Annotated in this window: 11 protein-coding genes; 9 read left to right on the top strand and 2 right to left on the bottom strand. The window is 70.9% G+C overall.

What is annotated here, in order from left to right; translation table 11 throughout:
- The first annotated feature begins 1 nt into the window (after window position 1).
- The 8 genes from argC (at window position 2) to ACFVS8_RS07600 (ending at window position 8038) form a co-directional block, all read left to right on the top strand.
- A complete protein-coding gene (argC, locus tag ACFVS8_RS07565) occupies window positions 2–1045 on the top strand; it encodes an N-acetyl-gamma-glutamyl-phosphate reductase (protein WP_387059704.1) in 1044 nt (347 codons plus the stop codon).
- Entirely contained in the window at window positions 1042–2193 is a 1152-nt protein-coding gene (gene argJ, locus ACFVS8_RS07570; RefSeq protein ID WP_387059706.1) for a bifunctional glutamate N-acetyltransferase/amino-acid acetyltransferase ArgJ, read from the top strand. Before argC ends, argJ begins: the two co-directional genes overlap by 4 nt.
- Window positions 2193–3107 carry an acetylglutamate kinase gene (argB, locus tag ACFVS8_RS07575; RefSeq protein WP_387059708.1) on the top strand — a complete coding sequence of 305 codons (915 nt, stop codon included), beginning with the start codon at window positions 2193–2195 and terminating at the stop codon, window positions 3105–3107. Before argJ ends, argB begins: the two co-directional genes overlap by 1 nt.
- A complete protein-coding gene (locus ACFVS8_RS07580) occupies window positions 3104–4348 on the top strand; it encodes an acetylornithine transaminase (RefSeq protein WP_387059711.1) in 1245 nt (414 codons plus the stop codon). Before argB ends, ACFVS8_RS07580 begins: the two co-directional genes overlap by 4 nt.
- Window positions 4349–4403: 55 nt before the next feature.
- On the top strand, window positions 4404–5354 hold the full coding sequence (gene argF / locus ACFVS8_RS07585) for an ornithine carbamoyltransferase (RefSeq protein ID WP_387059713.1): 951 nt from the start codon (window positions 4404–4406) through the stop codon (window positions 5352–5354).
- Window positions 5351–6793: an argininosuccinate lyase gene (argH, locus tag ACFVS8_RS07590; protein WP_387059716.1), complete on the top strand. Its 1443-nt coding sequence runs from the start codon at window positions 5351–5353 to the stop codon at window positions 6791–6793. The genes argF and argH overlap by 4 nt, the downstream gene beginning before the upstream one ends.
- Before the next feature lie 121 nt (window positions 6794–6914).
- On the top strand, window positions 6915–7517 hold the full coding sequence (locus tag ACFVS8_RS07595; RefSeq protein WP_387059785.1) for a DNA-3-methyladenine glycosylase: 603 nt from the start codon (window positions 6915–6917) through the stop codon (window positions 7515–7517).
- A 41-nt stretch (window positions 7518–7558) separates the two neighbouring features.
- Window positions 7559–8038: an AAA family ATPase gene (locus ACFVS8_RS07600; protein ID WP_387059719.1), complete on the top strand. Its 480-nt coding sequence runs from the start codon at window positions 7559–7561 to the stop codon at window positions 8036–8038.
- A 26-nt stretch (window positions 8039–8064) separates the two neighbouring features.
- On the opposite strand, the gene ACFVS8_RS07605 is transcribed toward ACFVS8_RS07600, so the two are convergent.
- Window positions 8065–8670 carry a hypothetical protein gene (locus ACFVS8_RS07605; RefSeq protein ID WP_387059722.1) on the bottom strand — a complete coding sequence of 202 codons (606 nt, stop codon included), beginning with the start codon at window positions 8668–8670 and terminating at the stop codon, window positions 8065–8067.
- A gap of 79 nt (window positions 8671–8749) precedes the next feature.
- Window positions 8750–9421 carry a DNA-binding protein gene (locus tag ACFVS8_RS07610; RefSeq protein WP_387059724.1) on the bottom strand — a complete coding sequence of 224 codons (672 nt, stop codon included), beginning with the start codon at window positions 9419–9421 and terminating at the stop codon, window positions 8750–8752.
- Between the two features lie 154 nt (window positions 9422–9575).
- On the opposite strand from ACFVS8_RS07610, the gene tyrS reads away from it, so the two are divergent.
- Window positions 9576–10877: a tyrosine--tRNA ligase gene (tyrS, locus tag ACFVS8_RS07615; RefSeq protein ID WP_387059727.1), complete on the top strand. Its 1302-nt coding sequence runs from the start codon at window positions 9576–9578 to the stop codon at window positions 10875–10877.
- Window positions 10878–11444 lie beyond the last annotated feature (567 nt).

Raw genomic sequence — 11444 nt, forward strand, 5'->3', positions numbered from 1 at the left:
CATGACGTACTCCGTCGCCGTCTCCGGCGCGTCCGGGTATGCCGGAGGAGAACTTCTCCGGCTGCTCGCAGATCATCCCGAGTTCGAGGTGCGCACGGTCACCGCGCATTCGAACGCCGGCCAGTCCCTCGTCTCGGTGCAGCCGCACCTGCGCTCGTTCACGCACCTCACGCTGAAGGAGACGAGCGCCGAGACGCTCGGCGGTCACGACCTCGTCTTCCTGGCGCTGCCGCACGGCACGTCGGGGGCGATCGCCGCCGAGCTCTCGCCCGACACGCTCGTCGTCGACTGCGGCGCCGACCACCGGCTCGAGTCGAGCGCGGACTGGGCCGCGTTCTACGGCGGAGAGCACCACGGCGCCTGGAGCTACGGCGTGCCCGAGCTGCCGCGCCTGTCGGGCACGCAGCGCGAACGCCTCACGGGCGCTCGCCGCATCGCGGCGCCCGGCTGCAACGCGTCGACCGTCGCCCTGTCGCTCGCCCCCGGCATCCGTGCCGGCGTCATCGAGGACCGCGACCTCGTCTCGGTGCTCGCGGTCGGCCCGTCGGGTGCGGGCAAGAGCCCGAAGGTGAACCTGCTCGCGTCCGAGCTGCTCGGCTCCGCGAACCCGTACGCGGTCGGCGGCAGCCATCGGCACATCCCCGAGATCCAGCAGGCCCTCCGCTGGGCCGGCGCGGCAGACCCCACGATCTCCTTCACGCCGGTGCTGGTGCCGATGAGCCGCGGCATCCTCGCGACCTCGACGGCGCGCATCGTGCCCGGAACGGATGCCGCGGCCGTGCGCGCGGCCTGGGAAGACGCCTATGCGGGCGAGCGGTTCGTGCAACTGCTGCCCGAGGGCCAGTTCCCGCGCACGTCCGACGTGCTCGGCGCGAACACCGCGCTCATCGGCCTCGCGATCGACGAGGCCGCCGGTCGCGTGGTCGTCGTCGCGGCGGTCGACAACCTCGTCAAGGGCACCGCGGGTGCCGCCATCCAGTCGGCGAACATCGCCCTCGGACTCGCCGAGTACACCGGCCTTCCCATGAACGGAGTCGCCCCGTGACCGTCACCGCTCCAGCAGGCTTCGAGGCCGCGGGCATCGCCGCGGGCATCAAGCGCTCCGGCGCCCTCGACCTCGCGCTCGTCGTCAACCGGGGGCCGTCGGCCGCGGCAGCTGCCGTGTTCACCTCGAACCGGGCCAAGGCGAACCCGATCCTCTGGTCGCAGCAGGTCATCCTCGACGGCGTCGTGTCGGCCATCGTGCTGAACTCGGGCGGGGCCAACTGCTTCACCGGCCCCGAGGGGTTCCAGGTCACGCACCGCACGGCCGAGGCCGCGGCATCCGCCCTGGGCATCGCTGCGGGCGACGTGCTCGTCTGCTCGACCGGCCTCATCGGCGACCAGCTCGACGGCGAGGTGCTCGAAGAGGGCGTGCTCTCGGCCGCGGCCCGGCTCGCGGCCGACGGCGGCGGCGACGCGGCGCGCGCGATCATGACCACCGACACCAAGCCGAAGACCGTCGTGGTCGAGGGCGACGGATGGCGCGTCGGCGGCATCGCGAAGGGCGCGGGCATGCTCGCACCGGGCCTCGCGACCATGCTCGTCGTGCTCACGACCGATGCCGACCTTCCGAGCGCCGAGCTCGACGCCGCGTTGCGCGAGGCCACCAGGGTCACGTTCGACCGGCTCGACTCCGACGGATGCATGTCGACGAACGACCAGGTCACGCTGCTGGCCTCCGGTGCTTCCGGCGTGGTTCCGGATGCCGCCGCGTTCAGCGACGCGGTCACCGCAGCGTGCCGCTCCCTCGCCGAGCAGCTCCAGGCCGACGCCGAGGGCGCCAGTCACGACATCGCGATCGAGGTGCGCGGCGCGGTGACCGAAGACGACGCGGTCGAGGTCGGGCGCTCGGTCGCCCGCAACAACCTGTTCAAGGCCGCGATCTTCGGCAACGACCCGAACTGGGGCCGCGTGCTCGCCGCGATCGGCACGACGCAGGCGCCGTTCGACCCGTACCTCGTCGACGTCTCGATGAACGGGGTGCGCGTGTGCCATGCCGGTCGTCCCGACGCGCCACGCGATCAGGTCGACCTGACGCCGCGCGCCACGCACGTGCTCGTCGAGCTGCACGCGGGCGAGGCATCCGCCACCATCCTGACGAACGACCTCACGCACGACTACGTGCACGAGAACAGCGCGTACGCGAGCTGATGATGCAGACACGCGCAGAGACCGACACCGCCGACGCCGAGTCCACGGCGTCGGCGAAGGCCCACGTGCTCATCGACGCCCTGCCCTGGCTGAAGCGCTTCCACGGCGAGACCGTGGTCGTGAAGTTCGGCGGCAACGCGATGGTCAGCCCCGAGCTGCAGCGGGCGTTCGCCGAAGACATGGTCTACCTCCGGTACGCGGGCATCAAGCCCGTCGTCGTGCACGGCGGCGGCCCGCAGATCTCGTCGATGCTCGAACGGCTCGGCATCGAGAGCGAGTTCCGCGGCGGCTACCGCGTCACGACCCCCGAGGCGATGGACGTGGTGCGCATGGTGCTGTCGGGCCAGGTCAACCGCGAGCTCGTCTCGCTCGTGAACGAGCACGGACCGCTCGCCATCGGGCTCTCCGGTGAAGACGCGGGCCTGTTCCGCGGACGTCGCCGCGGCGTCGTCGTCGACGGCGAGGAGCTCGACCTCGGGCAGGTCGGCGACGTGGTCGAGGTCGACCCGGCCGCCGTCATCGCCCAGCTCGAGGCCGGACGCATCCCGGTGGTGTCCTCGATCGCACCCGACGCCGACCACCCCGGGCAGTCGCTCAACGTCAACGCCGACTCCGCCGCCGCGGCCCTCGCGGTCGCCCTCGGCGCGGCGAAGCTCGTCGTGCTGACGGATGTCGCGGGGCTCTACCACGACTGGCCGAACCGCGACTCGCTCGTCTCGCAGATCGACTCGGCCGAGCTCGCCGAGCTCCTGCCGAGCCTCGAGTCAGGCATGATCCCGAAGATGGCCGCGTGCCTCGAGGCCGTCGAGGGAGGCGTCGCGAAAGCCGCCATCATCGACGGACGCGTGCCGCACTCGATCCTCCTCGAGATCTTCACGCCCGCGGGCATCGGAACCGAGGTGGTGGCGGCATGAGCGAGACGCAGCAGACCGAGACGCCGGCTGAGACGCATTCCGAGACCCAGGCCGACTGGCAGCAGCGCTTCGACCGGCGCATCATGCGCTCCATCGGCATGCCGCTCCGCAAGCTCGACCACGGACACGGCGCCTACGTGTGGGACGACGAGGGCACCGAGTACCTCGACTTCCTCGCCGGCATCGCCGTCAACTCCCTCGGGCACGCGCATCCGGCGTTCGTCGAGGCGGTCAGTCGCCAGTCCGCGACGCTCGCGCACGTGTCGAACTACTTCATGACCGAGCCCGCCCTCGAGCTCGCCGAGCGCATCGTGCGCCTCGCGGGCGCCGGCGAGCACGGTCGTGCCTGGTTCGGCAACTCCGGCGCCGAGGCGAACGAGGCCGCGTTCAAGCTCGCGCGACTGAACAACTCCGGCGGCGCCCGCACCAGGGTGCTCGCGCTCGTCGACGCGTTCCACGGGCGCACGATGGGCTCGCTCGCCCTCACCGGCAAGCCGCACATGCGCGAGGCGTTCGAGCCGCTCGCGGGCGGCGTCGAGCACATCCCCGCCACGATCGAGGCCCTCGAGGCGTCGCTCGACGACGCGGTGGCCGCGCTCATCGTCGAGCCCATCCAGGGCGAGGCGGGCGTGGTCGAGCTGCCCGACGGCTACCTCGAGGCCGCGCGCGAGCTGACACGTCGCCACGGCGCACTGCTCATCGTCGACGAGATCCAGACCGGGGCCGGGCGCACGGGCGCGTGGTTCGGGTTCCAGCACGCCGGCATCGAGCCAGACGCCATCACCGTCGCAAAGGGCATCGGCGGCGGCATCCCGATCGGCGGACTCGTGACGTTCGGTGCGGCATCCGACCTCTACTCGAAGGGGCAGCACGGATCCACGTTCGGCGGCAACCCGCTCGCGACGGCCGTCGCGAACGCGGTGCTCGGCGAGATCGAGCGCGCCGACCTGGTCGGCAACGCCGCCCGCCGCGGCCCGCAGGTGCGCGAGCGCATCGCCGCCATCGGCTCCCCGCTCGTCGCGGCCACACGAGGTCGCGGACTCCTGATCGGCGTGGGGCTCACGCAGCCCGTCGCGGGAAAGGTCGTCGACGCGGCACTCGCGCACGGCCTCATCGTGAACGCCGCGAACGACGTGACCATCCGCCTCGCGCCGCCGCTCATCATCGGCGATGCCGAGATCGACGCCTTCGCCGACCGATTCGCCGCCGCACTCGACGACGTCGCGCGCGCGACATCCTGAACCCCACCGACCCGACGCGTCGGCCGAGGCCGACCCACCGAACGGAAACCACCGCATGACCCGCCACTTCCTCCGCGACGACGACCTCTCGCCCGCCGAGCAGGCCGAGGTGCTCGACCTCGCCGTGCGCCTCAAGTCCGACCGCTTCGCCGAGCGACCGCTCGAGGGCCCCCGCACGGTCGCCGTGTTCTTCGACAAGACCTCCACGCGCACGCGCATCTCGTTCTCGGTCGGCATCACCGACCTCGGCGGCGCGCCGCTGATCATCTCGTCGGCCGACAGCCAGCTCGGCGGCAAGGAGTCGGTCGCCGACACTGCTCGTGTGCTCGAACGCATGGTCGACGCGATCGTCTGGCGCACCTTCGCCCAGTCGGGCCTCGAGGAGATGGCCGCCGGCACCACGGTGCCGGTCGTCAACGCGCTCTCCGACGACTTCCACCCGTGCCAGCTCCTCGCCGACCTGCTGACGGTCAAGGAGCGCTTCAGCGATCTCGCCGGCCGCTCGCTCGCGTACGTCGGCGATGGCGCGAACAACATGGCGCACTCCTACCTGCTCGCGGGCGTCACCGCAGGCATGCACGTGCGCATCGGCACGCCCGCCGGGTACCCGCCGCGCGCCGACATCGTCGACGACGCCCGCCGCATCGCCGCGACGACCGGCGGTTCCGTGCTCGTCACGTCGAACCCGCACGAGGCCGTGGCCGATGCCGACGTCGTCGTGACCGACACCTGGATCTCGATGGGGCAGGAGGCCGAGAAGGCCGAGCGCATCGCCGAGTTCGCCGGCTACGGCGTCGACGACGCGCTCATGGCCGAAGCGGCCGACGAGGCGATCTTCCTGCACTGCTTGCCCGCGTATCGGGGCTACGAGGTCGGAGCCTCCGTCATCGACGGGCCGCAGTCGGTCGTGTGGGACGAGGCCGAGAACCGCTTGCACGCGCAGAAGGCGCTGCTCGTGTGGCTGCTGGCGCAGAACACCGCCGTCACCGAGGAGAACGCACGATGACCGAGACCCCCGCCCAGCACGGCACGAACGAGGGCGCCCTCTGGGGTGCGCGCTTCGCGAGCGGACCGTCGCCCGAGCTGCAGGCGCTGTCGAAGTCGACGCACTTCGACTGGCAGCTCGCCCCGTACGACATCGCGGGGTCGCGCGCCCACGCACGGGCACTCGCCGGTGCCGGGTACCTCGACGCGGCAGAGCTCGACACCATGCTCGCCGGCCTCGACACGCTCGAGGCGCGCGTCGCGAACGGCGACATCGTCGCGACCGAGTCCGACGAAGACGTGCACGGCGCGCTCGAGGCCGCGCTCATCGGCATCGTCGGCCCCGAGCTCGGCGGCAAGCTCCGCGCGGGCCGCAGCCGCAACGACCAGATCGCGACCCTCGTGCGCCTCTACCTGAAAGACCACGTCGCGGTCATCGGGCGTCAGCTCGTGCACCTCATCGACGCCCTGTCCGCGCAGGCCGACGCGCACCGCACCGCGATCATGCCCGGCCGCACCCACCTGCAGCACGCGCAGCCCGTGCTGCTCGCGCACCACCTGCTCGCCCACGGCTGGGCGCTGTCGCGCGACCTCGAGCGCCTCGTCGACTGGACCAAGCGGGCGGATGTCTCGCCCTACGGCGGCGGCGCCCTGGCCGGGTCGACGCTCGGCCTCGACGCGGCATCCGTCGCCCACGACCTGGGCCTCGCGAGCCCGTCCGAGAATTCGATCGACGGCACCGCGAGCCGCGACGTCGTCGCGGAGTTCGCGTTCGTGTCGGCCATGATCGGCATCGACCTCTCGCGCATCGCCGAAGAGATCATCCTCTGGAACACGCGCGAGTTCGGGTTCGTCACGCTGCACGACGGCTACTCGACCGGCTCGTCGATCATGCCGCAGAAGAAGAACCCCGACATCGCCGAGCTCGCGCGCGGCAAGTCGGGCCGGCTCATCGGCAACCTCACCGGCCTGCTCGCGACGCTCAAGGCGCTGCCGCTGGCCTACAACCGCGACCTGCAGGAAGACAAGGAGCCCGTCTTCGACTCGGTCGAGACGCTCGAGGTGCTGCTGCCCGCCTTCACCGGCATGATCGCGACGCTCACGTTCCACACCGAGCGCATGGCCGAGCTCGCGCCCGCCGGGTTCTCCCTCGCGACCGACGTCGCCGAGTGGCTCGTGAAGCGCCACGTGCCGTTCCGCGACGCGCACGAGATCACGGGAGCGCTGGTGCGCTACGCCGAGGAGCACTCGCTCGAGCTCGACGAGGTCGACGACGCGGCCCTGGCCGAGATCGACGCCCGGCTCGAGCCGGAGGTGCGCGAGGTGCTCACGATCGAAGGTTCGGTCGCGAGTCGCGACGGCGTGAGCGGCACGGCTCCGGCACGGGTCGCCGACCAATTCGCGTTGCTCGCCGATCGCGTGCGGCACCTCGTCGCGGGGCTTCCCGACGCCGACCGCTGAGCGCCGAACGCCGACTGCCGATGATGCATCCGACGGCGCGTCGATGAGCGAGCGGATGCCGCGCCGGGCCGCTGACGAGGTCGTTCCGACCCTCGGCGGCTCGGCGTGCGACGCGCGGCGTGTGCCCGACCGTGCGTTCTTCGCACGCGACTCCGTCGAGCTCGCACCGCTGCTGCTCGGCGCCGTGCTCGCGTACGACTCCGACGAGGGCCGTGTCGCGGTGCGGCTGTCGGAGGTCGAGGCCTATCGCGGGGTGGGGGAGGATCCCGGCTCGCATGCGCACCGCGGCGAGACGCCCCGCACAGCGGTGATGTTCGGCGCGCCCGCGCACCTCTACGCCTACTTCACCTACGGCATGCACACGTGCCTGAACGTGGTGTCGGGCGTCGACGGCCGGGCATCGGCCGTGCTGCTGCGGGGCGGCACGGTGGTCGAGGGGCTCGAGCTCGCGCGCGGGCGGCGCGGCGCGGCATCCGATCGGGATCTCGCACGCGGGCCGGCTCGGCTCGCCGTCGCCCTCGGCGTGCCGCTCGCCGCGACCGGTGCGGACCTGCTCGCGCCCCCGTTCCGGATCGAGGTCCTCGCCGAGGCTCCGGAATCCGAGTCGGGGCCGCGCACGGGGGTCAGTGGGGCAGGCGGGGGAGCGGCGTACCCGTGGCGCTTCTGGCTGCCGGGCGACCCCGGAGTCTCGCCGTACCGACGGCACGCGAAGTCGCACGCCTGACCGCGCACTCGATGTCGGTAGCGGCACGTACCTTCGGAACCGTGGCAGCGACCAGCATTCGAGCATCCCGCGTCGTGATGATGTGCGGGCCGGGCGGTGCAGGCAAGACCACCTACGCCAAGCGCCTCGAGCGCGACGGCTGGACGCGCCTGTCGTTCGAGGTGGAGTTCTGGGATCGCGGAATCACCACGATGCCCCCGGCCGACGTGGTCGCCGAGGTGGCGGTAGCGCTGAAGGCGCGCCTGCTGCGGCTGGTCGCGGCGGGCGACGACGTCGTGCTCGACTTCGGATTCTGGTTCAGGCGACAACGCGATGAGTTCCGCGAGCTGCTCGCACCGCAGGGCGTCGTGCCCGAGACCGTCTACGTCGCGACGAGCCTCGAGACCATCCTGAGCCGGATCGGCGACCGGCACGGCAGGCATGCCGACGATTGGCCGCTGACCGAGCAGACGGCGACGGAGTACTTCGAGCGGTTCGAGCCGCCCACGCCCGACGAGGGTCCCCTCGAGATCGTCAGCTGAGGCGACGCGACCTCGATCCGCGCGACTCAGTGCACCGCGATCTGCACGATCAGCGCCGCGGCGCACGCCCAGATGAGGCTCGCGAGGGTGCCGATGATGAATCGCTCGCGCGCCTCCGGCGCCTCCAGCTCGGTGAACCGGCCGACGCCCTTGACCGCCACGACGATCGCGAGGCCCTCGGGGAACCCGGCGATGATCGACCCGGCCGCAGCGATGCGCTCGAGGAAGCCGATGACCAGTCCGCCGCGCAGCACCTCGCGCTTGGGCGCGGCGACGAGGCCCTGGCGCTCCTCGGCGGTCGTCGCCTTCTCGCTCACGATGATGCCGCCGTGCAGGCCGGGCGAGACGCTCCCGCCCATCGCGAGGTTGAGCGCGGTGGCGGCTGCGGGGCTGCCGCCGAAGACCGCGGCCGTGAACGCGAGCGCGGTCGCGAGCGGCGCGAAGCCGCCCGGTGCCGGCTCGGTGAGCGCCGAGGCGCAGAGCAGGGCGATGAGCAGTGCTCCCGCCGCGATCCAGACGAAGGCGGCTCGGAACCGCAGGTGCGCGAGGATCGAGAACCCGGCAGCGCCGGCGAGCGCGAGGAACAGGATCGTCGAGGCGATGGCGTTCGTGACGGCGGTGGGATCGAACACGGGGTTCCTTCGGCGTAGGGGTCCACGGAGCGGTTGCGAACAGCGTAGCGATCCCGACCGGTGCGCGGGTCGCTCGGCCTCAGCGTGTGCGGTCGGAGTCCGCTCGGGCGTCGAGCTCGGCGAGCAGCCGCTCGAGCGGTGCGATCGCGTCGGACTCGGCACGCCACATGGCCGCCTTCAGCCGGGCGCTCACGGCAGCCGGGCTGATGCCGAGGTCGGCTGCGACGTCCTTCTGGAGGCGCCCGCCGCGGGCCAGGTCGACGACCTCCCAGCCCGGCTCGCTCCGACGTTCCCTGAGCAGCACGAGCAGGCGCACGAGCGCCTCGACACCGGCTGCGTCGATCGCGCCGCCGACTTCGGCTGTCGTCGTCGTGCCTGGGTCGAGTCCCGACTCGGGGACCTCGGATGCCGCGCGCAGCGCGAACCGTCCGTCGGCACGCTTCGCCGCCTGCACGGCCTCGCGCGCGGCGATGAATGCCGTGCCCGTGGCCTTTCGCGCCGCGTCGGGCAGCGGGGTCCGCACACCGCCGACGCCGAGCCCGACGCTCCACCGTCCGTCGCGCGTCGCGTCGAGCACGATCGCGAGCGCCGTCGACGCCGTCGACGTGGCCAGCTGGATCTCGTCGCCCGCCGTCTGGTCGGCCGGAAGCAGGAGCGCATCGCCGTGCGCGCGCTCGAGCGCTGCAATCAGGTCGCCCGCTCGATCGGCGCCTCGACGGCTCCCCACCTGATCCGCCGTGATCACGAACATCGCGCCTCCTCCGCTCAATCCCTCAGCGTTGCATTGCTGACATCAAGGGTACAGGCTTTATTCAAACAGATCAATGCTTCAGGCTTGACTTAACGGAAGACGCGGTCGCTCCATGAGCGATTCCCGCGCCGGCGCCCGCTGATAGCCTTGCTGGGTGTCAGACCCCGTGATCCTCGCATCCCAGCAGAACGACGCCGCATTCGACGACGTCTGGGAGGAGCTCCGCTGGCGCGGCCTCGTGCACGTCTCCACCGACGAAGCCTCGCTGAAAGCACTCCTCGCCGGCGATCCGATCACGTATTACTGCGGATTCGACCCCACGGCGCCCAGCCTGCACCTCGGAAACCTGGTGCAGCTGCTCACTATGCGCCGGCTCCAGCTCGCCGGGCACAAGCCGCTCGGCCTCGTCGGCGGTTCGACCGGCCTGATCGGCGATCCCCGCCCCACGGCCGAGCGCACGCTCAACACGAAGGAGACGGTCGTCGAGTGGGTCGGTCGCCTGCAGGCGCAGGTGAGTCGCTTCCTCTCCGCCGAGGGCGACAACGCCGTGCGCCTGGTCAACAACCTCGACTGGACCGAGGGCCTCAGCGCCATCGACTTCCTGCGTGAGATCGGCAAGCACTACCGCGTCGGCACCATGCTCAAGAAAGACGCCGTCGCGTCGCGCCTCAACTCCGACGCCGGCATCAGCTACACCGAGTTCAGCTACCAGATCCTCCAGGGCTTCGATTACCTCGAGCTGTACCGGCAGTACGGATGCGTGCTGCAGACCGGCGGCAGCGACCAGTGGGGCAACCTCACGAGCGGCACCGACCTGATCCACAGGGTCGAGGGCCGCAGCGCGCACGCCATCGGCACCCCGCTCATCACGAACTCCGACGGCACGAAGTTCGGCAAGAGCGAGGGCAACGCCATCTGGCTCGACGCCGAGATGTGCAGCCCGTACCGCTTCTACCAGTTCTGGCTCAACACCGACGACGCCGACGTGATCGGCCGCCTCAAGGTGTTCACCTTCCTGACGCGCGAGCGCATCGAGCGGCTCGCCGCGCTCGTCGAGAGCGAGCCGTTCCGCCGGGAGGCCCAGCGCACGCTCGCGAACGAGGTCACCACCCTGGTGCACGGGGCGGATGCCACGGCCGCCGTCATCGCGGCCTCCGAGGCGCTCTTCGGGCAGGGCGACCTGTCGGCGCTCGACGCGGACACGCTCGAGTCGGCCCTCCGTGAGCTGCCGAACACCACGACCTCGCCCGATGCACCCGTAGCGCAGCTGCTCTTCGACACCGGACTCGTGAAGTCGGTGAGCGAGGGTCGCCGCGCCATCGCGCAGGGCGGCGTCTCGCTCGACAACGTGCGCATCGACGACGAGACCGCGACCATCGAGGGGCGCGTTCCGCGGGGCGGCATGGCCGTGCTCCGACGGGGCAAGAAGACGCTCGCCGGCATCTTCGTCGAATAGTCGAATCCACCTTCGGCATCGCCGAGTTCTGCAGTGCGGAACCGGATCGACCCCGTTCATCGCTTCGCGGTGAACGGGGTCGATCTGCGTCTGGCACTGCTGCGTGTCGGTGCACCGACGGCAGGGTCGGACTCGACGACGTGCGGATGCCGGCGGTGCTACTTTGGCGGATCTCAGGCTGATCGGGGAATCGATGCCGAGCCGGGGCGCGACACGCCCGGGATGCAACGCGGATTTGGCCGAGAACCGAACCCGCAGGTAGGTTTCTATCTGTCGCCACGGCGGCCGGAACGAATCGCAAGGTTCGGAGCGGCGGTCGGGTTGATGCTCTAGCCAAATAACCTCGTAGGCGCGATTGCGACTCGGTGATTTCAAGTCTAGAGTGTGATTCCTTCCACCTTTCGTAGTCGGTTCGATCCGACTGCTGATCACTGGGTGTTCGGAGCTGCAACAGCAGGTTCAATCAGCTTGATGTGGTGGTATGGTTGACAGGTTGCCCTGAATGAGGGCCCGGCTTGGTTCGGGTGATTGTTTGGGTGCGTCCGTTTCTTGAGAACTCAACAGCGT

It is taken from the genome of Agromyces sp. NPDC058110, assembly GCF_042884735.1.
GTDB lineage: Bacteria > Actinomycetota > Actinomycetes > Actinomycetales > Microbacteriaceae > Agromyces.

Bases quoted from the DNA above. Each gene is read 5' to 3' on its own strand.
- ACFVS8_RS07610 (WP_387059724.1), bottom strand. From the start codon at position 9,421: ATGTTCGTGATCACGGCGGATCAGGTGGGGAGCCGTCGAGGCGCCGAT.
- argH (WP_387059716.1), top strand. From the start codon at position 5,351: ATGACCGAGACCCCCGCCCAGCACGGCACGAACGAGGGCGCCCTCTGG.
- ACFVS8_RS07580 (WP_387059711.1), top strand. From the start codon at position 3,104: ATGAGCGAGACGCAGCAGACCGAGACGCCGGCTGAGACGCATTCCGAG.
- argB (WP_387059708.1), top strand. From the start codon at position 2,193: ATGATGCAGACACGCGCAGAGACCGACACCGCCGACGCCGAGTCCACG.
- argC (WP_387059704.1), top strand. From the start codon at position 2: ATGACGTACTCCGTCGCCGTCTCCGGCGCGTCCGGGTATGCCGGAGGA.
- argF (WP_387059713.1), top strand. From the start codon at position 4,404: ATGACCCGCCACTTCCTCCGCGACGACGACCTCTCGCCCGCCGAGCAG.